Source organism: Fibrobacter sp. UBA4297 (assembly GCF_002394865.1).
Lineage (GTDB): Bacteria > Fibrobacterota > Fibrobacteria > Fibrobacterales > Fibrobacteraceae > Fibrobacter.
Genome location: NZ_DGUZ01000021.1, coordinates 327,703 through 350,642 on the forward strand (window position 1 = coordinate 327,703; position 22,940 = coordinate 350,642).

The 22,940-nt window shown below is 51.2% G+C and carries 25 protein-coding genes and 3 pseudogenes; 17 read left to right on the forward strand and 11 right to left on the reverse strand.

The features are described from left to right. Positions 1–137 precede the first annotated feature (137 nt). From B3A20_RS13340 to B3A20_RS13360, 5 genes and pseudogenes are all read left to right on the forward strand, one after another. Positions 138–620 carry a cyclophilin-like fold protein gene (locus tag B3A20_RS13340; RefSeq protein WP_290765740.1) on the forward strand — a complete coding sequence of 161 codons (483 nt, stop codon included), beginning with the start codon at positions 138–140 and terminating at the stop codon, positions 618–620. 161 nt (positions 621–781) lie between these two features. Next, positions 782–1,579, forward strand: coding sequence for a hypothetical protein (locus B3A20_RS13345; RefSeq protein WP_290765743.1), 798 nt, complete (start codon positions 782–784; stop codon positions 1,577–1,579). A 46-nt stretch (positions 1,580–1,625) separates the two neighbouring features. Beyond that, positions 1,626–2,042 (forward strand): annotated as a pseudogene (locus tag B3A20_RS13350) (Rrf2 family transcriptional regulator); the annotation flags it as partial. Positions 2,043–2,073: 31 nt separating this feature from the next. Then, positions 2,074–2,895: a protein-ADP-ribose hydrolase gene (locus tag B3A20_RS13355; RefSeq protein WP_349680080.1), complete on the forward strand. Its 822-nt coding sequence runs from the start codon at positions 2,074–2,076 to the stop codon at positions 2,893–2,895. Then, a complete protein-coding gene (locus B3A20_RS13360) occupies positions 2,864–3,763 on the forward strand; it encodes an SIR2 family NAD-dependent protein deacylase (protein WP_290765748.1) in 900 nt (299 codons plus the stop codon). The genes B3A20_RS13355 and B3A20_RS13360 overlap by 32 nt, the downstream gene beginning before the upstream one ends. Here the strand turns inward: B3A20_RS13360 and B3A20_RS13365 are convergent. Beyond that, positions 3,760–5,355: an ATP-binding protein gene (locus tag B3A20_RS13365; RefSeq protein ID WP_290765750.1), complete on the reverse strand. Its 1,596-nt coding sequence runs from the start codon at positions 5,353–5,355 to the stop codon at positions 3,760–3,762. The two genes, B3A20_RS13360 and B3A20_RS13365, sit on opposite strands and share 4 nt — an antisense overlap. Positions 5,356–5,492: 137 nt before the next feature. Beyond that, positions 5,493–5,804: a hypothetical protein gene (locus tag B3A20_RS13370; protein ID WP_290765752.1), complete on the reverse strand. Its 312-nt coding sequence runs from the start codon at positions 5,802–5,804 to the stop codon at positions 5,493–5,495. A 33-nt stretch (positions 5,805–5,837) separates the two neighbouring features. Between B3A20_RS13370 and B3A20_RS13375 the strand changes: the two are divergent. The 3 genes and pseudogenes from B3A20_RS13375 to B3A20_RS13385 all read left to right on the forward strand — a co-directional run. Continuing rightward, positions 5,838–6,011 (forward strand): annotated as a pseudogene (locus B3A20_RS13375) (DapH/DapD/GlmU-related protein); the annotation flags it as partial. A 194-nt stretch (positions 6,012–6,205) separates the two neighbouring features. Next, positions 6,206–6,823, forward strand: coding sequence for a flavodoxin family protein (locus B3A20_RS13380; protein ID WP_290765753.1), 618 nt, complete (start codon positions 6,206–6,208; stop codon positions 6,821–6,823). 52 nt (positions 6,824–6,875) lie between these two features. Beyond that, a complete protein-coding gene (locus tag B3A20_RS13385; RefSeq protein WP_290765755.1) occupies positions 6,876–7,709 on the forward strand; it encodes a phosphatase PAP2 family protein in 834 nt (277 codons plus the stop codon). A gap of 197 nt (positions 7,710–7,906) precedes the next feature. On the opposite strand, the gene B3A20_RS13390 is transcribed toward B3A20_RS13385, so the two are convergent. The 8 genes from B3A20_RS13390 to B3A20_RS13425 form a co-directional block, all read right to left on the reverse strand. Then, positions 7,907–8,083: a hypothetical protein gene (locus B3A20_RS13390; RefSeq protein ID WP_290765757.1), complete on the reverse strand. Its 177-nt coding sequence runs from the start codon at positions 8,081–8,083 to the stop codon at positions 7,907–7,909. Between the two features lie 210 nt (positions 8,084–8,293). Beyond that, the gene (locus tag B3A20_RS13395; RefSeq protein ID WP_290765759.1) at positions 8,294–9,244 is read right to left on the reverse strand and encodes a hypothetical protein; all 951 of its coding nucleotides are present in this window, start codon (positions 9,242–9,244) and stop codon (positions 8,294–8,296) included. Between the two features lies 1 nt (position 9,245). Next, positions 9,246–11,309, reverse strand: a complete 2,064-nt coding sequence (locus B3A20_RS13400) for an RNA degradosome polyphosphate kinase (protein WP_290765761.1) — start codon at positions 11,307–11,309, stop codon at positions 9,246–9,248. 12 nt (positions 11,310–11,321) lie between these two features. Continuing rightward, positions 11,322–12,008: a phosphate signaling complex protein PhoU gene (gene phoU / locus B3A20_RS13405; RefSeq protein ID WP_290765763.1), complete on the reverse strand. Its 687-nt coding sequence runs from the start codon at positions 12,006–12,008 to the stop codon at positions 11,322–11,324. After that, the gene (pstB, locus tag B3A20_RS13410; RefSeq protein WP_290765765.1) at positions 12,008–12,766 is read right to left on the reverse strand and encodes a phosphate ABC transporter ATP-binding protein PstB; all 759 of its coding nucleotides are present in this window, start codon (positions 12,764–12,766) and stop codon (positions 12,008–12,010) included. The genes phoU and pstB overlap by 1 nt, the downstream gene beginning before the upstream one ends. Next, a complete protein-coding gene (gene pstA, locus B3A20_RS13415) occupies positions 12,766–13,599 on the reverse strand; it encodes a phosphate ABC transporter permease PstA (protein WP_014546376.1) in 834 nt (277 codons plus the stop codon). Before pstA ends, pstB begins: the two co-directional genes overlap by 1 nt. After that, positions 13,596–14,468 (reverse strand): phosphate ABC transporter permease subunit PstC, encoded by an 873-nt coding sequence (gene pstC / locus B3A20_RS13420; RefSeq protein ID WP_290765767.1) that lies wholly within the window; start codon positions 14,466–14,468, stop codon positions 13,596–13,598. The genes pstA and pstC overlap by 4 nt, the downstream gene beginning before the upstream one ends. A gap of 4 nt (positions 14,469–14,472) precedes the next feature. Next, a complete protein-coding gene (locus tag B3A20_RS13425; RefSeq protein WP_290765769.1) occupies positions 14,473–15,489 on the reverse strand; it encodes a hypothetical protein in 1,017 nt (338 codons plus the stop codon). Between the two features lie 221 nt (positions 15,490–15,710). Here B3A20_RS13425 and B3A20_RS13430 point away from each other — a divergent pair, with 221 nt between their 5' ends. The 6 genes and pseudogenes from B3A20_RS13430 to B3A20_RS13450 all read left to right on the forward strand — a co-directional run bounded on the left by B3A20_RS13430 (position 15,711) and on the right by B3A20_RS13450 (position 19,156). Beyond that, positions 15,711–16,595, forward strand: coding sequence for a substrate-binding domain-containing protein (locus B3A20_RS13430; RefSeq protein WP_072813046.1), 885 nt, complete (start codon positions 15,711–15,713; stop codon positions 16,593–16,595). Positions 16,596–17,304: 709 nt separating this feature from the next. Continuing rightward, on the forward strand, positions 17,305–17,580 hold the full coding sequence (locus B3A20_RS13435; protein ID WP_097034833.1) for a type II toxin-antitoxin system RelB/DinJ family antitoxin: 276 nt from the start codon (positions 17,305–17,307) through the stop codon (positions 17,578–17,580). Positions 17,581–17,608: 28 nt separating this feature from the next. Continuing rightward, positions 17,609–17,743 (forward strand): annotated as a pseudogene (locus B3A20_RS15565) (type II toxin-antitoxin system mRNA interferase toxin, RelE/StbE family); the annotation flags it as partial. A 142-nt stretch (positions 17,744–17,885) separates the two neighbouring features. Further along, entirely contained in the window at positions 17,886–18,218 is a 333-nt protein-coding gene (locus tag B3A20_RS13440; protein WP_349680081.1) for a putative quinol monooxygenase, read from the forward strand. Between the two features lie 4 nt (positions 18,219–18,222). Then, positions 18,223–18,954, forward strand: coding sequence for a flavodoxin (locus B3A20_RS13445; RefSeq protein ID WP_290765778.1), 732 nt, complete (start codon positions 18,223–18,225; stop codon positions 18,952–18,954). Between the two features lie 28 nt (positions 18,955–18,982). Beyond that, entirely contained in the window at positions 18,983–19,156 is a 174-nt protein-coding gene (locus tag B3A20_RS13450) for a hypothetical protein (protein WP_290765781.1), read from the forward strand. A 21-nt stretch (positions 19,157–19,177) separates the two neighbouring features. Here B3A20_RS13450 and B3A20_RS13455 read toward each other — a convergent pair whose 3' ends face one another. Continuing rightward, positions 19,178–19,933 carry a class I SAM-dependent methyltransferase gene (locus B3A20_RS13455; protein ID WP_290765784.1) on the reverse strand — a complete coding sequence of 252 codons (756 nt, stop codon included), beginning with the start codon at positions 19,931–19,933 and terminating at the stop codon, positions 19,178–19,180. Between the two features lie 186 nt (positions 19,934–20,119). Between B3A20_RS13455 and B3A20_RS13460 the strand changes: the two genes are divergently transcribed. From B3A20_RS13460 to B3A20_RS13470, 3 genes are all read left to right on the forward strand, one after another. Continuing rightward, positions 20,120–20,683 carry a hypothetical protein gene (locus B3A20_RS13460; protein ID WP_290765788.1) on the forward strand — a complete coding sequence of 188 codons (564 nt, stop codon included), beginning with the start codon at positions 20,120–20,122 and terminating at the stop codon, positions 20,681–20,683. A gap of 332 nt (positions 20,684–21,015) precedes the next feature. After that, positions 21,016–21,846, forward strand: a complete 831-nt coding sequence (locus B3A20_RS13465) for an SDR family NAD(P)-dependent oxidoreductase (RefSeq protein WP_290765790.1) — start codon at positions 21,016–21,018, stop codon at positions 21,844–21,846. Positions 21,847–21,891: 45 nt separating this feature from the next. After that, entirely contained in the window at positions 21,892–22,890 is a 999-nt protein-coding gene (locus tag B3A20_RS13470; RefSeq protein WP_290765793.1) for a PLP-dependent cysteine synthase family protein, read from the forward strand. Positions 22,891–22,940: the final 50 nt, after the last annotated feature.

Below are 22,940 nucleotides of genomic sequence, written 5' to 3' on the forward strand. Positions count from 1 at the left end.
ATACCTATGTGGGTATAGGTATAGTAAAACCGCCCGGCAAAAAAGGAAGTAATTCTGTTCCACTATGCGTAAAAGGCATAGTGAGTCATAGCAAATAAGTATTTTGAAATGCGTACGCAATTATTTATATTGTGTGTATGCGAAACTTTGTCCTTGTAGCGTTGTTCTTTCTCGTGGCCTGCAGCGATGCCGCGAGCCATTCGACGCAACCCGAAAACCAGACGCCGAAATCATCCGCAAGTTCATCTGCCCAAACGGAGGCTCCCGTGAAACTCAAAATCCATGTGAACGACACCACCTTCACGGCGACGCTCGAAGAAAATTCCTCCGCCAAGGCCTTCGCCGAATTCCTCGCACAGGGCGACATGACGCTCGACATGCACGACTACGGAAGCTTCGAGAAGGTGGGCGACCTGCCGCGCAGTTTTCCGCGTAACGACAAGCAAATAGACACCGACGCAGGCGACATCATCCTTTACCAGGGCAGCTCCATCACCATCTACTACGACAAGAACTCCTGGAACTTCACGCGCCTCGCCCGTATCGACAACGTGAACAAGAAACGCCTCCAGCAGATCCTCGGAAAAGGGAACGTGAAGGCAACATTCTCGGTGGAATAAACGTTCGAAAACTCTAACTAACCCTTTTTGTAACCAAATTTTTACTTTAAATTTCTAGTTGTTCTATTGACATTACAACGATAATTGGATATATTTCTTGTTGTAACAATTAAAGAACAACAAAAAAAATAAAAAACGGGCTTGGCCCAAGGAGATTTAAAATGGAAAAGAACAACTTCAAGACCGTAAATCTTGGCAAGGGCGTCGTGGAAGTCTACGATTTCGGGGCGGTCAAGCTGCATGCCTACAAGACAAACGACCTGATAACCGACGAATGTTTCTTGTTGGAAAAGGGCGGCAAGATGTTCATGGTCGAAGCCCCCTGTTTCTTCGACAACATTAGGGAACTGGAAGCCTACATCAAGGGCCTTTCGGTAGAATTTGTGGGCACGGTGATTGCCTACCATGGCGCGGGCGCAACCTTCATGAAGGGTGCTCCCGTGTACAGCACCCGCCATGCCGACGATTACAACCATAACGGAGGTGGTGCGGCCCTGGTCAAGAATTTCACGGCGGCTTTTGGCGATGCTTTTGACAGCTCCATCTACGCGACGACGGACTTTATCGAAGGCGAGACTTTGAATCTCGCGGGCATCGACATGCGCATTGTCGCGACCCAGGAGGCATTCGATATCGAGTTTCCCGAAATCAACGTTGTCTACACCCACATGATGGGCCACGACGTCCATTCCATCGTGGCAGGGAGCAAGCACGCCGATGCCATCATCGCGCAGCTCACGGATTACATCGACCGCGGAATTTCCCTGATTCTCACGTCACACTACACGGTGGAAAATCTGGAAGATGCCCGTGCAAAAATCCAGTACCTGAAGGTGATGAAGAATATCGCCCTCAAGAACGTGAACCCGGCGGCATTCAAGAGCGCCATGAAGCAGGAATTCGCGAACTACTCCGGCGAAAACTACCTGGACATGACGGCGGGAATGTTCTACAAATAGGCCAAGGCACGCGTGAACGCGGGCAACAATTGTTAAATTGTGGATTATGAAAGTCAGCGTTCGTTTTACGGCGGCGGTCCATACCTTGCTTTGCATCCACTTCTTCGAGGGTGCGGAACGGGTGACCTCGGAATTCATATCGGGCAGCACCGGCGTGAATGCGGTCATCATCCGCAAGGTCCTTTTGCAGTTGCAAAAGGCGGGCCTGGTTGAGACGGCTCCCGGCGTAGGGGGCTCTCACCTTGCACGTCCTGCCGACAAGATAACGCTCCTGGATGTCTACAAGGCCATCAACGATAACGACGAGGAACGGATCGTCTTCAGTTTCCACCCGGAACCGAATCCGCTGTGCCCCGTAGGCAGGAACATCCATCGCCTGCTGGACCCGGCCCTGAATTCGGCGCAGACGGCTCTGGAAATGGAACTGGAGAAAACGACCCTGAAGGGCCTCGCCGCACAACTCAAGACCGCCCCTGAACCATCCGGGAGGAAACATGAACCAAGCAGAGCGCAGACTATTCCTGATAAAGTATCTACTGGCGGAAAGTCCCAGGTACAGCGGCACGACCATTCCCGCGGACGCCGAAGGACAGAAAATCCTGTTGCGTTCCTTGATGAACGTGCGGGAAGCCTCCCCCGCAAGCGATGAATTCTACAGGATTCAGGACGAATACCTGCAGGAATCCATCCGTGACCGCGGAATAACAGATGTCGCGGACATCGAAAGTGTTGGCAGGCGGTTCAATGCGGGTGCGCCAGACCTGTTTGGCGATTCCTTGTTCCTGTGGCGCGGCGACATCACCACCCTCAGGGTGGATGCAATCGTGAATGCAGCCAACAGCGGCATGACGGGTTGCTGGCAGCCTTGCCACAGCTGTATCGACAACTGCATTCATACCTTCGCGGGGGTCCGCCTCCGTAGCGCTTGCGACGCCCTGATGAAACGGCAAGGGCACCCCGAACCCACGGGACAGGCGAAAATCACGCCGGCCTACAACCTGCCCTGCAAATACGTGTTGCACACGGTGGGGCCAATCGTGGGCTACGGCCTTACGGAACGGGACTGCGAGTTGCTGGAATCGTGCTACAGGAACTGCCTTGATGTTGCGGCCCGGAACGGCGTGGAATCTATCGCCTTCTGCTGTATTTCTACAGGTGTATTCCGTTTCCCGCCGGAACGTGCCGCCCAAATCGCGGTGGATACGGTGCTGAAATGGAAACGCCGTACGCAAAACCCCATGAAGGTTGTCTTCAACGTTTTCAGTGAAAAGGACGAGGCTATCTATGCGCAGATTTTCGAAAAGTTCTACGGATGATTTTTCTGCCGAAGTGTCGAGACTGAAAGAGGCGCTGGCAAGGGCGGATGCAGTCGTCGTGGGCGCGGGCGCCGGACTTTCGACATCGGCGGGATTTACCTATTCCGGGGAACGCTTTGTCAAGTACTTCGCCGACTTTTCTGTAAAGTACGGTTTTTCGGACATGTATTCCGGCGGCTTTTTCCCTTACGGCACACCCGAAGAAATGTGGGCCTTCTGGAGCCGCTATGTCATGATAAACCGCTACATGGCCGCCCCGAAACCCGTCTACGAAAATCTCCTGAAAATCCTACGGGATAAGGATTACTTTGTCCTTACCACCAACGTGGACCATTGTTTCCAGAAAGCGGGCTTTGACAAGGAACGGCTCTTTTACACCCAGGGCGATTACGGGCTTTTCCAATGCAGCAAGCCGTGCCACCCCTACACCTACGACAACGAAAAGCAGATTCGTGCCATGTTCGACGCCCAGGGATTTTCAAAAGAGACGGGCTTGTTCGCCGCCATGACCGTCCCTGCGGAACTGTTGCCCAGGTGCCCCATTTGCGGCCGCCCCATGTCCATGAACCTGCGTTCCGATTCCACCTTCGTAGAAGACGACGGCTGGCATCGTGCTGCAAAACGTTACCGCGAATTTCTCGACAGATGTAACGCCATGCGCGGCGGAAACGTGCTGTTCCTGGAACTGGGCGTAGGCATGAACACCCCCGGAATCATCAAGTACCCGTTCTGGCAAATGACCGCCCTGAATTCGAACGCCACCTACGCCTGCATCAACTACGGACAGGCCTACGCTCCCGACGACATCAGACCCCGCTCGTTATGCGTCGACGGCGATATCGGCGAGGTTGTTGCAGCTCTCTTCTAGTGCTCTACGCCTTCCACGACTTTCCATTCGCCGATGGTACGCTTTTCTGCATCAAACGCAACGCCGATTTTGAACAACTTTTTCGGCGAGCCGTCCTTGGTCATCGTAGCCGAGTATGGAATCAGGTAGCCCTTGTTGTTAATTTGCTTTAACGCATCATCCACAGTCGCGGAAGAGTCCAGCTTGAACTCGAAAACGTAAACAGCATCGGCAGTTTCCACGACGGCATCGGCGCGGCCCGCAGCACTGCATTCTTCGGTACGCACGACGTATGGCGTACACAGCTTGAAAATCAGGAACAGCACCGTCTTGTAATGGGCTTCGTCCTTGCGTTCCGCATTGTACGGGATGCCGCTCATGAACGCGCGGATGTGGGTCATCGCGTCATCAATTTTACCTTCCCGCAGCGCCTTCGTGAAACGGAGCATGAACATGTCGTTGTCGACTACGTCGTCCATCGCGTAATAGGGCATCAGCGCCTTCAGAAAGCCGAGACGCACTTCTTCGTTCGGGAAGCCAATCGTGTAAGCGAAACCATCAAAATTCTTTATCGTCAGGTAACCGCTCTGGTACAGCATCGGGATGGGGTTCTTCGCGGTTTCCGTCGGCGCGTCAAACATGTCAAGAGTTGCCTCGAACCCGGTATCGAAAGGCGTCGGGTCCACCTTGTACTTGCGCATGAGCCTGGTCAGAATCGTCGGCGTTCCCGTCGCGAACCAGTAATTAGCCAATTCCAAGTCGCTCAATGCGTTTATCAGGCTGAACGGATTGAACACGTCCGGCGAGTTCTTGCTGAAGTGGTAGCCGTCGTATTGGCGCGTTAGCGCCTCGCAGGCCCCGTCATATGTAAGCCCGTTCTTGTCAGCGAGGGCCTGAATTTCGGGCTGCATCTGTGTCAGCACTTCTTCCTTCGTAATTCCGCAGATGGCCGCGTAGTCATCGTTCATCGTGATGACCTTCAAATTGTTGAGTTCGCTGAAAATCGAGAGCTGGCTGAACTTGCTGATGCCCGTGAGGAACACGAAGCGGAGGATGCCGCCCAAAGCCTTCAATGGGCTGTACAAGTCTCGCATACGAGTTCGGATTTTTTTCAGAAGCTCCGTATCGCCCATGGCTTCTAAAACAGGCGCGTCGTATTCATCGACAAGCACCACCACCGGTTCTCCAGTCTGCTCATTCGCCGCATAAATTAGATTAGTAAGGCGAGCACTCCAGGCCCGATTGTTGCGGTCATGCTTTATTCCATATTTTTTTTCGATTACGCCAAGAATGCTATCCATGTTGGCGGCAAAGATTTCGTCATCCAAATCTTTGATTCGACTCATGTCGAGCCGGATAACCGGGTACTTTTTCCACTCGGTCTCGAGTTTCTCCATCGCGAGGCCCGTGAACAAGTCCTTGCGCCCTTCAAAATAGTATTGCAGCGTGCTGACCAGCAACGATTTTCCGAAACGGCGCGGACGGGACAAAAAGAAATACCTGTCAGCTTTGACCAATTTATAGATCAAGTCGGTTTTGTCAACGTAATACTTGCCGTCTTCGCGAATCACCGCGAAATCCTGCACGCCGATGGGAAATCTCTTTAACGCCATGGTAACAATATACTAAAAATTGGTGCTACATGGGATAAAACTCAGGATTCTCCTGCAATTCGCAGACGATTCATTTTTTACTGTGCATTATATGGATAGACTCGATTTGTAATTCGTGGTACGGACTCTGTCCGGAGCTAATCTCTAAGAATTTGTCTAGAATCTGTTTTTTCCAGCCATCGGGATGCGAGCTCTGCGACGCTACGGTTGTTCGTGTCGGACATGATGAAGTGGGTGTTACCTTTGAAGCCTTCTTCGGGTAACGAGACCACCGTACAGTGGCCTCCTCGGGCATTGATTCTCTTAGCAAATTCAAACGCCATTTCACGAGTGGCGTACCAATAATCGGAACTCGGATGGTCCGAGTGCTTTTCGGGAATGTTGTCGCCAAAATAGATGACGATTGGAATCTTCGTGAGCGTTTCGAATTGCTCGGCAGGTATTTCCATGGGCTTGGCGGATATTCCCCGCAGGGTCAGGTAAATGCATGGATTGGCATGAACGTGACGATTTGCCCGGGCGTGACCGTCGGCGAATATGCCGTGGTTGCTGCTGGAGCCGTACTCACGAAGGATGTTCCCGCCTATGCCGTGGTGGGTGGCGTCCCTGCGAAAGTCATCAAGATGCAGGACCCGACCGAACAGAAAGAAAGGTAAAAAACGTGCGCTCAGTCGAATAATTTCATTTCAAAGGAGATGTCGCCACGGTCGTAGGGAAATTTTTCCTTGTCGACAATATAAAAATTTCCGAACCGTAAAACCGTTAATCCCAGCCGTATTTTTACTATTGCGAATAGGTGTTTTTTTTATCTAATTTATAATTAAGAAAGATAGCCCAAAAGGAATATTCCATGAAAAAATACGCTAGAATTTACACTCTTGTCTTAACGTTCGCGCTTGCTCTGCTTTCCTTGGCAGGCTGCGCCGAACGCAACAGGGCCGACCAGAACGCCGATGCGGATTTCTCGAAAAAAGGCGATGTGCTGGTGGTGTATTTCACCTGGTCTGGACACCTGCGGAGCATGGCGCACTGGATTGCCGACGAAGTCGGAGCCGATTACGCGCGCATCTTGCGCAAGGAAGAATACCCTGTTAGCTACAACGAGACGGTGGATGTTGCCAAGAAGGAAAAGGACGGAAATATTTATCCCGAGATAAACCTCTCCTTGAGCGACAAAGAAATGAAACGTTACAAGACGGTGTTTGTCGGCTTTCCGGTCTGGTGGTACGACGTGCCGATGCCCGTGATGACATTCCTGAAGCAGGCGAACCTGCAAGGCAAAAATGCCTATGCGTTCTTCTCTCACGAGGGTTCGTCCGACGGTGCAGGGAGCCTCCCCACCCTCGAAAAGCTGATGCAGGCGAAGGGCGCCGCATTCGACAAGAAAACCGCCCTTTCTGTGCGCGGAAGCAAGGTCAAAGATTCCGAAAACGTTGTCCGCGATTGGGTGAAAGCGCTCTCGAAATAATAAACGAGGTCAAATTTTGCTATTTCGTCTAGACAAAATAGCGCTTCGTTGGATGGTGGTTTTGGCACTTGCCTGTGCCACGGGTTCCGCTGCAGTCGAAGCAGATTCCGTAACAACCTCGGTGACTGTCGATACCGCGCCAAGGCTTTCCCCGTTCGACCATCTGGGCCATAACATGTTGCTGAGTGCGTTTGGCTGGCCGCTCGGGTTCCATATGCTCGGCGGTGCGCTTACGTACAAGTTCTCGAAGGAAAATAACGACTTGATGGTAGCCCGTTTTGCGGCCCGTCAGGATCAACTTGTTTACGGCATTGCATTTACTCCCGGCATGATGATGGGGACGTTCTTCCCGATTCTTGTTCCGGGCTACATGTACTTTATCAGCGACAACCGCGCGCTGAACAACACCGGTGCCGTCGCCGTGCAGGCTACCGCCGTGGCGTTCCTCTACAACAACATCCTCAAGGCGATTTCGGCACGCGAGCACCCTGATGCGGAACTCAACAGCGGCGAGCGTTCCCGCGATTTCAAGTGGGGATTTTTTAGGCGCGGCGTCTTTTACGGCTGGCCCTCGGGGCATTCCATGACCAACGCTGCCATGGCCATGAGCATCGCAAGCTATAACCGCGACAAGCCCCTCGTCGTGGCGGGCTGCGCCCTGTATGCGGGCTACATCGCGACAAGCATGGTGCTCGGCGCAAAAGGCGAAGCCCACTGGTTCTCCGACGCCGTCGCGGGCACCTTGATGGGAGCCTCCATCGGCTGGTACATCGGCAGCGTGTTCTACAAGGAAAAAGTCGGCGAAAAGCAGACCCCGCCCAAGGTCACCATCGCCCCGCTATTCTACGACGACACCAAAGGCGCCGTGCTCAGCGTGAGGATATAAGCCAAACGCCTGGTACACAACCTTGTGAACCACATCTTTGTGTTCTTTTTGGTACACAACCTTGTGTACCGATGAAAGAGAAAAAATGCATAAACCTCTTGATAATCGCGTTCTGGTAATTTATATTTAGTGTACAAGTGTACAGTTTAACCCGACAAAGCCTGATGGGCATCCTCAAGTCATACTTCTACTACGAATCAACCAAGGACGATTCCAAAGTCGAGGCTGCGATACGGCAGAAGGCCGAGGCTACCAACGACGGCTTCTGGAAAATATTCAGACTGATCTTTTACAGAAAATCCTGCGCCTCGGTTATGCCCGACCACAAGCAAGCTTGTGTCGGTCGCAACTCTCGGCTTGTTGATTTTTGCCATTGTTTTACCTTTTGGGGGTTGCGCAATGACCGTGAGCCGAGTGCAGCGTAAACATGCTCGCATGTTTACATTGTCGAGGCGATCTGTCATGCACTTTGTGCAATGAATATAGTAGCTTATGCTACCCTCTTATTAAACTCCTGCATAGTCCATTTTAGGCGGGCCATTCGGCTCGCCTACTTTTTTTTCAGACAGTGGATTAAATTCAGTCTATTTCCCGACGCCATCCTCGGTCTGTATTTTTGTGCAGAGTTCCTTGATGATGCCGTCGGCAAGGCCGATGGTAGGGACGATGATTTCGGTGGCCTTGACTGCCCTCGCGATAGAGATAAAGATCTGGGCCGCAGGCACAATGACGTCGGCACGGCTGGAGCGGAGGTCAAACTGTTTCATCCGTTCCTCGAAACTGAGGGAAGAAAGTTTGTCGTAAAGCTGTTCTAGTTGCGTCAGGGAAAGGCGATTATCCCGCCGCACCTTCTTGGGTACCAGACGATAAAGCTTGTTGATGTTTCCGCCGGAACCGATAATAGAAACGGGCCCCCGATTCACCATCATCATGCGGATTTCGTCGCACATGTCGTCTATGGAATCCATGTCCACCAGGCCGATGAGCAACCGCAGGGTACCGATATTGAAACTTCGGCTTCCCATGAGCAGGCCCTGGTAAATAAGGCTAATTTCCGTGGAGCCGCCACCCACATCTACGTTGAGGAAGGTCCTTTCGAGGCCGTTTTTTCGGGGAGCGGTTTCCAGGAGCTGTTCCGTGTGGTTGTCGTAAATGACCCGGGCTTCTTCTTCACCTGAAATCAGTTCAATATCGATTCCGGTACGACGGCGGATTCGGCGCAGCACTTTCTGGCCGTTGGTCGCGTCCCGCAGGGCCGAAGTGGCACAGGCGCGGTAATCCGCCACATTGTATATGTTCATGAACTGCTTGAAGGCCTTGATCATGCACAGGAACTGTTCTTCCCGTTCCTCGCTGATTTTCCCGTTCTGGAAAACGTCAACGCCCAGGCGCAGGGGAAAACGAATAAACTGTTGCTTTTCCAGGTTAACGGAGCCGTCTTCCTGGAAAGTGGCGGTCTTGATGAGCAAACGGGCTGCATTGGAGCCGATATCGATGGCGGCCAGGTTGATAGGGTTCTTTCTTGCACTTTTCATTTTACTTTTCTACTGCCTTGTAATGTTTGTACAGTTCCGCCTGGGACCTGAAACTATTGTAATTGTTGCGCATGCCCTGCTCCACGACGAGTCGGGCTTCCCGCTTGATGTCGATGTCGAAAACCGGAGAATAGACTTCGATGCGGTGGTCCAGATTTCGAGGCATCCAGTCGGCCGAACCGATAAATACCTTGTAGTCGTGGTAGCTACCGTCTTCTTCGCCCACTCCCAGGTGTTCCAGATCTACACCGTTAGCAAAGATGAGGATACGGGAATGTTCCAGGTAGCGGTCGATAATGGCGTTGACACGCAGGTTTCCGCCCAGTTCCGGCAAGGAAGGCACCAAAGAACAGTTGCCACGCACCAGCAAATCCACCTTGACACCCGCCGAAGCGGCTTCGTAAATTTTTTTCACCATGCTTTCGTCGGTGACATGGTTGAGCTTGCACAGGATATAGGCCGGGTAGCCCAGGTTATGGTTGCGGATTTCCTGGTTAATGAGCCGAATCAGCTGTCGGCGCATGTCGTTGGGTGAAACCACCAGTTCCTTGAACTTGACGGACATATAGGGTTTTTCGATAAAGTCGAAGAGCCGCTCCACGTCCTTTACAATAGGCTGCCGCGCCGTGAACTGCAGAAAGTCCGTATAGGCGCAGGCGTTTCCTTCGTGGAAGTTGCCCGTAGAAATACAGGCCAGGTTTCCCTTCTTCGCCGTAATCAGCGTCACCTTGGAATGAATTTTCAGGCCTTCCACCCCCATAATCACGTGGATACCCGCGTCGGCCATTTTCTTGCACCAGTCGATATTGGATTCCTCGTCAAAGCGGGCCAAGAGCTCGATGACCACCGTCACCTTCTTGCCGTTACGGGCCGCGGCGATCAGGGAACCGACAACCTTCGAATCACGGGCGAGCCTGTAGAGGGTGGTCTTGATTCCCTTGACTTCCGGATTGATGGCGGCTTCCCGCAACAGGTTGATGTAGGCATCGAAGGAATGGTAAGGCACATGGATGAAACGGTCCTTTTCGCGGATGACATCCAGAAGGGTGGGGGCCATGGCCCAGGCGGGCATGACCGAAGGCCACTTGGGGTATTCGAACTTCGTTCCTCTAGGAGCTTCAAACCGCGGAAACTTCATCAGGTCCTTATGGTTCTGATGGCGGCCCGAAGGAAGGCTCGCGTCCACCGAAGAAAGTTTCAGCTGTTCCAGCAATTTATTCAGCACTTCCCGTGGCATTTTTTCGTCGTAGATAAAACGGATGGGCAAACCGTTCTTGCGGCTCCTTACCCCCTTGGCAATTTTCTGCAGCGTACCGCCCTGGATGTTGGTGTCCAGTTCCATTTCTGCATCCTTCGTAAACTTGAAAGACCAGGCCTCGAAACGGTTGAAGCCGGAACCCGGGAAAAGGTAGGGCAAGGCGCAGCGGATTACATCGTCCAGGTACATGACGTAATGGTCCGTAACATTACCGGAACTGACATCGGGCAGTTGCACGAAACGGCCGAACTTCTTGACGGGAATCTCGATAATGGCATAGCCCTTGCGGCGCCCCTTCTTCTGCTCGTCCTGCTTTTTGAGACGGACGACAAAGTGGATGGAGTCGTCGGACAGGGAATTGACTCCCTGGACCGAAGAAAGCCAGACGGGAGAAAGGTTCCCCGCCAGTTTCGAGAGGCAGTATTCCTTTACGGCCTCTTTCTGGGAATCGTCCAGTTCCTGCTCCGAAAGAAGGTGGATATGCTTTTTCTGCAACTGGTTGAACACATCCTTAACGGTTTCTTTGAAGGTCTGGGCGTACTTGGCGTTAAGCCTTCCGATGGTCTTTAAGGCCTGCTTGCTGCGTTCTCGAAGGTCCTTGGAATTCTTGTCTGCAAAATCCACGATACGGTTGAGAGTCGCTACGCGGACCCGGAAAAATTCATCCAGGTTATTGCTGTAAATTCCCAAAAAGTTGAGCCGTTCCATCAGCGGAATTTCTTGCCGCTGTGCTTCCGCCAGAATGCGGCGGTTAAAGAGCATCCACGACACATCCCGCTCGATGTAGTTTTCTTCTGTCAGTTTCATAATGGTTCCTAGTTACTTATCATCGAAATCGTCGGCCCCGTTCAAAAGATTGGCTCCATGATGAGTACCGGTTTCTGCAAAAATGGTCCACCGAGCCACATTCAAGGCGTGGTCGCCTATGCGTTCTAGGTATTTGGCGATCATGATGGAATTGATAATGCACTCGGCATCGCTTTCCGTATTTCTGATGGTTTTCACTAGTTCCCGCTTGGCAGAGCGGAATAGAAAATCTACGTCATCGTCACTGTCGATAACAATCTGAGCCAACTTCAAGTCCTTGCGGACAAAGGCGTCGATACTTTGCGCCAGCATCTTGAGCACATCGATTCCCATGGGCGGAATAGCGGCCAGTTTCAGGGGAGCCCCGTCCTGGTCTGTACACCCCGCCACAATTTCAGCAATATCTGCAGCCTGGTCGCCGATGCGTTCCAGGTCCCCCACCATTTTCAGGGAGGCCGAAATCAGGCGCAAGTCCCGGGCTACAGGCTGCTGGCTCAGCAAAAGCCGCAGGCAAAGAGTCTCAATTTCCTTCATCTTCTGGTCGATTTCCTTGTCGCCCACCACAATCTTCTTGGCGGTTTCACGGTCAAAGGCCAGCAAGGCGTCTATGGAGGCCTTCAGGGAATCTTCCACCAGGGCGCCCATTTCTATAATACCCCTGTTCAGGGCTTCCAGTTGCGAATCAAAACGGTTTCTCATTATCCAAATCTCCCGGTAATGTAGTCCTCGGTGCGCTTGTCCTTGGGCAGCGAGAACAGGGTTTCAGTCTTGTTGACTTCGATGACTTCCCCTAAGAGGAAAAAGGCGGTCCTGTCGGAAACGCGGGTGGCCTGCTGCATGTTATGGGTCACCATGACGATGGTATAGTTCTTCTTGAGTTCCAAAACTAGGTCCTCGATAATGGAGGTGGAAATGGGGTCCAGGGCGCTGGTAGGTTCGTCCATCAGGAGCACTTCCGGCGAAACTGCCAGGGCACGGGCAATGCAGAGCCTCTGCTGTTGACCGCCGGAAAGGCCGAGAGCATTCTTTTTCAAGCGGCCCTTCAGTTCTTCCCACACGCCGGATTTCTGCAGGGACGTTTCCACGATTTCATCCAGCTCCGCCTTGTTACGGATACCGTGGGTCCTAGGACCGTAGGCGATGTTGTCGTAGATGCTCATGGGGAAGGGATTGGGTTTCTGGAACACCATGCCCACCCTCTTGCGGAGAATATTGGGATTCATTTCCCCGTATACATCCTGGCCATCCAAGAGGATGTGGCCCGTAATCTTGCAGCCTTCCACCAGGTCGTTCATGCGGTTCAAGGACTTGAGTAAGGTGCTTTTACCGCAGCCGGAAGGCCCAATAAAGGCCAAGATTTCGTTGGGCATAATGTTAAGGTTCACGTTTTTCAACGCATGGAAATTGCCGTAATACAGATCCATTCCTTGAATAGAAATTTTTTCGTTAGGTGTCATTAGGTTTTTCCGATTTTCTTTGCAAATTTGTTAGAAATCCAGTTGATAAGAAGGATTACCAGAATGAGGATAACCGAAGTGGCGTAGGCCTCGCCGGTATGGAAACCTTCTCGAGAAAGTTCGTACATGTGAACAGACAGAGTCCTGCCCGAAGAGAATATTCCCTTGGGAAAATCCGCCACCGTACCTGCCGTATAGACAAGGGCGGCAGTCTCTCCCACCACACGGCCCACCGCTAGGATTACACCTGCAAGGATTCCCGGAACGGCTGACGGTAATATTACCGACAAAACCGTACGGAGCTTACCTGCCCCGAGGCCGTAGGAACCTTCGCGATAACTATCTGGAACAGAACGCAGGGCCTCTTCAGTGGTGCGCATGACCAGGGGCAAAATCATGATGGAAATGGTCAAGATACCGGAAACCAAGGAATATCCCAGGTGCAGGAAGGTCACGAAGAACAGCATTCCGAAAAGACCGTAGATAATGGAGGGAATTCCGGAAAGGGTTTCGGTAGTGATCCGCACCAGTCCCACGATCTTGTTTCCGCGGCGGGCGTATTCCACCGTATAGATGGCAGCACAGATTCCTAAAGGGCCTGCCACCAGGAGAGAACCAAACACGATGATAACCGTATTCAGGATGGAGGGCAGGAAAGAGACATTCTCCGAGGTGTAAGTGAGAGAAAACAGGGAGGGTTTCAGGAATGGGATACCCTTCACCAATATATAGAGGATCAGGAACCCCAGGGTGCATACCGTAATGGCGATGGCCAAGGACACGAGGATTCTCAGAAACAGCGAAAAGGGCGCATGCTTATAGTATCCGATCATTTGACAACCCTCTTCTTGAGAATGGAAAACAGCAGGTTGACAGTAAGGATAAAGGAGAATAGCACCACACCGGTGGCAATGAGGGCTTCGCGGTGCAGGTCCGTGGCATAGCCCATTTCCAACACAATGTTGGCGGTCAAGGTCCTGACTCCCTCGAAAATACCGTCGGGCATTCGGGCCTGGTTTCCAGCCACAAGAATCACTGCCATGGTTTCGCCAATAGCCCGGCCAAAACCCAAGATGATACCCGCCACGATTCCCGAAGTGGCCGCCGGAAGAACCGTGAAGAATACACTCCTTTCGTGGGTGGCCCCGAGAGCCAGGGAACCTTCGTAGTAGCTGTTGGGGACCGCCCGCAGGGCGGCTTCGGAAACGGAAATGACGGTAGGCAAAATCATGATTCCCAGCAGAATCGACGCCGTAAAGATGCTGAAACCGCTCCCGCCAAGGTGCTGCCGCACAAAGGGCACGATAACCACCAGGCCAAAGAAGCCGTAGATCACCGAGGGAATGCCGGCCAGGAGTTCCACGGCGGGTTTCAACACCCTGTGGAGCCTTTCGGAGCAGAACCGAGCCAGGAATATGGCCGACAGGAGCCCCACCGAGACACCGATGGCTAGGGCCCCCAGTGTCACGTAGAGGCTGCCGAGAATCATGGGAAAAATCCCGTAGACCGCAGGCTCGTCCGTGGGGGCCCATTCCTTTCCGAACAAAAAGTCCGGAACGCCTATCTTTAGAATGGCGGGGACACCATTTGCAAAAAGAAACACGCAGATCAGGGCCACAAACAGAATGCTTGCCAGCGCAGAGACCAGGAAGATGGTGGATGCGGCCCGTTCCTTAAATGGATTGGATAAACTGAGTTTCATAGGATTACTTGATGGTAGTCGTGAGGCGGGCGCTGAAGCCTACATCGGACATTTCGTTTTCGCTATAGACCGTCGCCTGGATTTTTCCGTGGGAACCGATCTTTTTCACGAGACCTACGGCCCAACCCAATTCATCGGCATCGGTGTTCAGTTCGTCACGATTAGCGACGTATTCCACTTCGGCAAAGGCCTTGTCAAAAATACCACCGGTAGGAAATTCCACGCCGCCGTACACCGGGAAGTACTGGGTATCCTGACCGTAGAGGGGCTTTACGGCAGTGCCCGCTTCAATGGAAGCTGCATTCACCTCGTCGTCTTCGCCGGTCATGATAGCTGCCGCTTCTGCATATACCGCCAGCTGCTTGGAGGCCTGGTAGCGGACCCGGAAATCCACCACATGGGTAAGGACAGCGCTATACTGCACCGGATCGAGCACGTTGGCACGGTAACCCAGACCGAGCTTCAGGGCATCTCCCAGTTTCAAGTCGTCGTTCACGCGGAGGTAACCCTTGTTGAAGTTTTCGTCATCGGTACCCACCATTACGTTCAGCTGGTTACCGGCCTTTTTCCAGCCCAGCTCCACGGCATCGTGAGAATAGTCACGAGCGAGGAAGCCCCGCGTAGAAAGGTTCTTGTCCAGGTAAGCACCGAAGTTGCCGGCACCTTCCGTATCCGTCTTCCAGTGACCCAGTTTCAAGTTCAGTCCGGAAGCCGCCCACTTGTAATTGCCGTAATAGGTATCGGCCTGGAAACGGTCAGCGCCACCGTTAAAGTGAGGGGCATACATGCGGATAGTCACCTGGGCATCGAAATCTTTAGAGCTGTACTTTCCGCCGATGTTGGCACGGAACCAGAACTTATCCAGGGTGTTTTCCTTTTCGTTATCGTAAAGGGCCTTGTAGGCCTGGGTCTGGATATTTCCGGTCAGGTCAAAGCCACTGGCCTTGGATTCTTCGGCGGCACTAGCCATGCCGATAGTCGTAACAACAGCTGCGATGATGCAAGATTTCTTAATCGTCATTTTGAACTCCTTTGGGACAAGCCCTGTTTGAATGACGGCATCAACTTAGATTGTCATTGTAAAAACTGAAGGGATGGCCAAGTAAAATATTTGTGAAGTTCTTGAAAAGAATAAAAGAGGGGCGAAGGCTTTACAAAGATTTTACCCAACCCACTATTGGGACTTTACACGCCTTGTCTAACTTGTGGCCATCATTCAAAACCAACTAAGGAGATTCAAGAATGAAAAAAATGGCTTTAACCGTTTGTGCAATTAGTTTGGCCGTAATGGGTATTACCGCCGCTTGCAACGGGAACAACGAAGAAAAGAACGCCGAAGCCCCCGCCGCCAAACAAATGGATATTTCCGTCATCGCGCGAGAAGCAGGTTCCGGCACCCGGGACGCCTTTACCGAACTGGTGGGCACCCTTATCAAGCAGAACGGAAAGAAGAAGGACAATACCACCAAGGAAGCCATCACCATCGACGGCACCCAGGGTGTCATGAGCTCCGTAGCCGGTAACGAATACGCCATCGGCTACATTTCCCTAGGTTCCCTGAACGGTTCCGTGAAGGCCCTGGATATTGACGGATTCGCCCCCACCAAGGAAAACATCAAGGCCGCCAAGTACCCCATCGCCCGTCCCTTTAACATCGCCACCAAGGGCAAGATGAACGACGCCGTAAAGGACTTCGTGGACTTTATCCTGAGTGCCGATGGCCAGGCCATTATCGAAGGCAACGGCTATATCGGAGTTTCCGACGGCAAAAAGTTCCAGGCCAAAAAACTGAAGGGCAAGATCGTCATCGCCGGTTCTTCCAGCGTGTCCCCGGTCATGGAAAAGCTCAAGGAGGCCTACATGGCCCTGAATCCGGAAATGGAAATCGAAATCCAGACCAACGATTCCTCTTCGGGAATGCTGGCCGCCAAGGAAGGGACCTGCGATATCGGTATGGCTAGCCGCAACCTGAAACCCAGCGAACTGGAAGCCCTGACTCCCCAGACCATCGCCCGGGACGGCATCGCCGTGATTGTCAACAAGCAGAACCAGATTTCCAACATTTCCCTTGCAAAGCTGCGGGATATCTACACCGGCCTCATCCGCAAGTGGAACGATGTAAAGTAAAAAAAGAAAAGGCTACAAAAAAGAAAAAGAGGTGAATAAAATTCACCTCTTTTTGGGTTCATTCACACACCTGAATTAGAATGCGTTGTACATAATACCAATCATTTCGTCCATTGAAAGAAGGCCCAACAACCATAAGCATGGCCGACAACGAGATTCTCCGCGAGGTCATCGAAAAAAAACTCTAGAGACGAATGTCGTATTGGCCATGCTTGCATGAGCCAATATGACTGAGGCGAATTGAGTTTCTGCAAAACTCTGACGCCCGAGGCCCGCAAGGAAATTGCGGGCGAGATAGCAGAGAATCACGACATCAGCATTACTCGGGCGTGCAGATTGATGGGCGGCTCTGTTAGGCCAGGCCGTATAGCTGCGAACATGCTGCGGACCGCCGAATGACCATTTCAGCGTAAAAACATCGGTCATGCAGCCGAAAAACAGTTTTGGAAGGGCTTACGGATTGAGGATTCTTTGCTAGCCGGGCACAAGTGTACAGTTTGACCCGACAGAGCCTCTCTGGTAAGAGATTGCCACGCTTCGCTCGCAATGACAAATAATCAAAGCCCCGCCTTTTATGCATGTAGGCGGAGGGAGGAAAGATGAGTGAAGATAAATGGCCTAAATCGGTCCCAAATTCGCAAATTAGTAGCCAAATGTATTGCATTTGCATTGAAAATGAATTAGATTTGTACAAAAAGAGGTAATACATATGGCAAATGCAGTTTTACAGACAAGAATCGACAAAGCCACCAAGGACCAGGCGGAAGATTTATTTGAATCACTCGGACTGGATATCACTACGGCTATTAGACTTTTCTTGAAACAGGCGATTAATCAGCGCTGCATCCCTTTCGATATTGTTCCGCCTCAACGCGAGTTCTCGGATTCGACATTGGCCGCCATTGAAGAGGCAAAAGGACTTGCTAGGAACCCCAGGGCAAAAAGGTATTCTTCTGCTAAGGAACTCCTTGAGGATTGCAAGTAATGGTCTATGAGCTTATCATCGTAACCATGAATTGACGGGAAATTTCAAAGGTGTCTGGGAATGCCATATTCAACCAGATTGGTTATTGCTTTATCTGAAGAAGATTTTTCCGACAGCAAACCATAAAAACGTTTGTTTTCACTATGCGTACCGCGCATACTGAGCATGAAAAATAAGCATTTTGTGCATGCTCCGAAATTGTTTATATTATATGCGAAACATTTCGGAGTGGCAAAATGAAACTCAAGTTTTTAACGCTATTTTCAATCCTTGCGCTCGCTGCGAGCGTGTTTGCGGAGAGTGCCATGAGCAATATTACGGTAAACCTGCGCTATACGGGCAAGAACGGGGCGGCAAAGAAGTTCGCCGAAGAGATGGTTTCTAGCGGGACGGTGGCGAAAATCCGCGCCGAGAAGGGCAACATCCGCTACGAGTATTTCCAGTCGCTGGACGATCCCGAGACCATCTTGCTGATTGACGCGTGGGAAAACCAGGCGGCCATCGACGTGCACCATGCTTCGCCCATGATGAAGACGATTGCGAAACTCCGCGACAAGTACGACTTGAAAATGACTGTCGAACGCTACACGCCCGACAACACCATGCCCAAGACCGACGAAAAGTTCATCAGGAAGTAGCCCTATGAAATCGCTCGCGTTGTTTTCGACATTGCTACTGGCTCTGTTTTTGAGCCTCTTTGCTGCGTGTTCCGACGACAGTTCGTCTTCGCCGACAGGCGCCGGGGAAGCTGTCGAATCCAGCGTCTCGCAAGACGGCAAAAGCTCCGCGACTTCAAAGAACGAATCTTCATCGAGTTCGGAATCAACCGTTTCGAGTAGCTCGGCTAATTCAAGTTCGGCGACATCCAGTTCCGCGACATCGACGAGTAAATCTCGCGGCAAAACGCTCGTGGCTTACTTCTCCAGAACGGGCAACACCAAACCGCTGGCCGAATACGCAGCGGAATACCTAGATGCGACTTTATTCGAAATCACCGCAAAAATCCCTTACACCGACGAAGACATCGCCTATTATACGGACTGCCGCGCCGACCGCGAACAGAAAGACGAATCCGCCCGCCCCGAAATCGCAACCGTTGTCGAGAACATGGACGAGTACGATACCGTCATCATCGCGCACCCGATATGGCACGGGATTGCTCCCCGCATCATAAGCACGTTCCTCGAAGGCTACGACTTTTCCGGCAAGACCTTGCTCACTTTCTGCACGTCGGCTTCAAGCCCGCTGGGCCAAAGCGCCAAGCTGCTGCAGGAACTTACGCCCAATTCCACATGGCTCGAAAGCAAGCGCTTCGCCATCGGCACCAGCCGCGAAGAAATCGAAAAATGGCTGGAAGACGTTCTGCGCCCGTAACCCATAGTCGACCATCATCGGGATTGCCATGAATTTTAAGAATTACTTAACTGCAAGCGTTGTTTTGACCGCATTCCTGGCCGCGGCCGCCTTTGCCGGCGGTGCTATCGACGTTCATTCCCACGTGATTCCTGCGGATTATTTGGCCAATTTGCAAAAGCATAACGTGCTGTTTGGCGAAAAAAATCCCAGCCAGAAATAGGTCGACATTTTTCTCGGCACATCAGCCTTTTACAAACAAAAGATTGTTTACATGCTCCGTAATGTAAAGTTCCGTGTCGGTTTCCACCAAGTCGTAACTATCTACAACAGCCTTGTCGTGTTTCTTAAGCACATCCCGATAGCCGGCGACAGTTTCCTTCTTTCTGGCGAAGCGCATGGAACTGTCAAAACAGTCCCGCAGTTTCAAGCCGCATTTGGCGCATTCGTTAATCCATTCTTCCTTTGTATAGAACTTGACGTGTCCGTCTTTTCGGAGTTTCATGTAGTCGTCGACAAAACCGTCTTTGTCGCAGTCGTTTGGGCGGGGGTCCGAAACAAAAAATTGTCCGCCTTGCCTTAATACCCTGCTCACCTCGCCAATGCCGTGCCCAATGTCAGGGAAATGGTGCATCGCGTACCTTGTCACCACGACATCGAACGAACCCGCCTCAAACGGGAAATCGACACCGTCATAACTTACAAACGAGAGGTTCTTGGCTCCTTCGACCTTTGCCCTTGCGCGGTTTGCTTCGAGTGCGTCGCAGACGATGTCCAGGCCGATGATTTCGCAACCAGGATTGTCTTTCGCTAGCGGAAACGAAAGATAGCCGCTTCCGGTCCCGAGATCAAGAACCCTCATACCTTCAGCAATTTTTACGAATCCGGTTATTTTCTCAAGATGCTCGGAATCCTGTGTTTGCCTGTTGTAAAAATCGCCAGCGGCAAATAATTCCTCAAAACCTTTCCGAGTATCATTTATATTTTCTCGAATATCCATGATACCAGTCCTTTCGTTAGCAAAGAAAATATACATTTTTTGGAGCGGTGTTCTTTATGGACATGCCAAAATCAACTTTGTTTTCATAGTGACAAAATTACGAAATTAGGTCTATTATTTTTAGGTCAAAATTTCTCTAAAAAAAGAAGTTTGCCTACAGCGAGTGCAGAAATCAGGACAGCGGATTTGTCCCTGTTGGATTTTTTGAAAGAGGTGAACCTCTTGCCCGGCAAGGTTGGCGTGTTCGATTCCATTGAGGGCCTTGATATTACAGGGTACTTCAGGATGCAGGGCGTTATTCTATTGATTATCGAGAATGGCAGTTGCACCATCGACATGGCAATCCGTTCTATTATCAAATCATCAAGAACCAGTTATTGTCGCTCGCATTTGAATGCGTTGGCTTCTTGTATCGGAAAAATGCGACGCAACAGACATCGAACCGCAAGGAAGCCTTGTTCAACGCGTTCGACCACGATTCTTTCGTTCGAAAGCGCAGACGGTCTGCGATTTTCCATAGGTTCGCTGTTCGTCGTCGCCGCAACCCTCTGCTGGGGATTCAAGAACAACTGCGCTCGGAAAATTTCGAACAAGAGTACCTATCAGATTGTGACTGTCAAGGGACTTTGTTCGGGTTTGGGAGCCATCGCTATTTCTGTTTTCACCCGCGAAACCCATTTTGACATGGACTACATTCCTGTAACGCAGACGGATAAGGTCGGGAAAGCCCATTCCCCGAAATTCTTTTAGCGCAAATAGGATAAAAACTATAGAAGCCGCCGTAAAAATGCAAAAAGGTTAAATATTTAACCACCGCATCAATATTGCCTTATAAAAGACTTGCTATAATCAAAAACTATCACTAATGCTCAAAAAATAATATAAACAAATTACCTTCCCTTTTTTTAGGTATTTTCTATTTTATTAACGTAACCATAGTGGTAACCTATTAGTTCTTTCAACTAGATTGCTTGCCACGACAAACAAAAATACAACATTAGCGAAATTCTCTGAAATTCGGCAAAAAGCAGGTGTTTTGCCGCTAGGGAGTTTTATACCCTAAAACGAAATGGAGGTCGACAATGCCCATCAATAAATTAGAAACAAAGAATAAAACGACCAACGAAAAAAAAGTTGTTCTCATCACGGGTGCTGCACAAGGCATCGGTTTTGCAACCGTTAAAAAGTTTCTGAAGGAAGGCTGGGCAGTCGCAGCAACCGACATCAAGAAAAAGGAACTGGACGAACGCGTAAAAGCCCTGACTGCAGAAGGCTACGACATTACCGGTTATGTTCTCGATGTAACCAAATACAATCAAGACAAGAAGGTTGTTGACCAGATCGTAAAAAAATATGGCCGAATCGATGCGCTATTCAACAATGCCGGCATCGTCGGCCACCGTCCGACCATCCTGAATTTTGACCCGAAACTCATCCATCAAGCCGAAGAAGTGAACTTGTGGGCCGGTCTTTATTTGGCGCAGTTGGTCGGCCGCGTCTTCGTGGAAAAGAAGATCAAGGGTTCCATCGTGAACGTGTCTTCCTTGGCAGCATCCTTTGTGGACTGGTCGCCCTTTGGCTACGGCATTTCAAAGGCTGCTGTGGACGGATTCACCCGCGCAGCAGCGTTTCACCTGGGCAAATATGGCATTCGCGTCAATTCGGTTGCACCGGGATACACCAAGACCGAAATGGCCATCAAGTATGATTATTCGAACCCGAAGCTTCGCAAGGCGGCCGAAAGCAAGACACTTCTCAACCGCTGGATTGAACCTTCCGAGATTGCGAATGCGGTTTACTTTCTCTCTAGCGATGAGGCCAGCGCCATTACCGGAGCGAAACTCCCGGTAGATGCAGGTTATACTACCACCAAAGAAAGCAACCTCAAAAGCATCTACGATGAAGACAACTAGGATTTCCAATCCATCCATCAGGTTTTAAAAATAGGAGAATCATTCATGTCCAAAATCCACAAGTCCATCGCCGAGCTCGTCGGCAACACACCCCTCGTCGAACTTTCCAATTACGAAAAGAAGCACGACATCAAGGCTCACATCATTGGCAAGTTGGAATTCCTGAATCCGACAGGTTCCGTAAAAGATCGTCTCGCCTTGGCTCTTATCCTCGATGCAGAAGAAAAAGGCCTCATCAAGAAGGGAGACACCCTGATTGACGTCACCAGTGGAAACACCGGTATCGGTCTTGCAGGCATCGGTCACGCGCTTGGCTACGAATTCGTTCCGTATCTGGAACCGGGCACGACTATCGAACGCGTCAAGATTTTCGAAGGCTACGGTCTAGATGTCAAGACCTTCTACGATATCGAAGAAGCCAAGAACTTCGAAAAGGAAGGCTTGAACGTTGAAAATCTCATCAAGGGCATCAAGCGCATTGCCAAGGAAAAGGGTCAATACTTTACCGGTCAGACCGTAAACGAAGCCAACCAGGAATTCCATTACAAGACCACCGGTAAGGAAATCTGGGAAGACACCGACGGCAAGGTGGATTACTTTGTCGCCATGGGCGGTACCGCAGGCACCATCGTGGGCGTCGGCCGCTACCTCCGCGAAAAGAATCCGAACGTAAAAATCATCGGCGTGCAGGCAGCCCCGAGTTCCCGCCCGGATAGTCCGGATTTCACCGGCCACATCGTTGACGGAACCATTCCTCTGGCAGGCGTTCCTGAAGCATTCACCCCTCCTTTGGTGAAGAGCAACAAGAACAACGGTTTCCAGTATGACGAAGTCATCGACATCAAAGCCGAAGATGCATACGAAACCGCACAGGAAACGGCAAAGACCGACGGAATTTTCCTTGGCACTTCTGCAGCAGCCGCTCTTACAGCAGCAATCCAAATTGCAAAGCGTCCAGAAGCCGCCGGCAAAAACATCGTCGTCATTTACCCGGACAACGGCTACAAATACCTGTCAACCGATCTGTACAAGAGACGCAAATAGTCCAACTTAAAAATTCAGATCGCTCGAACAGGGCGATCTTTTTATTTGAA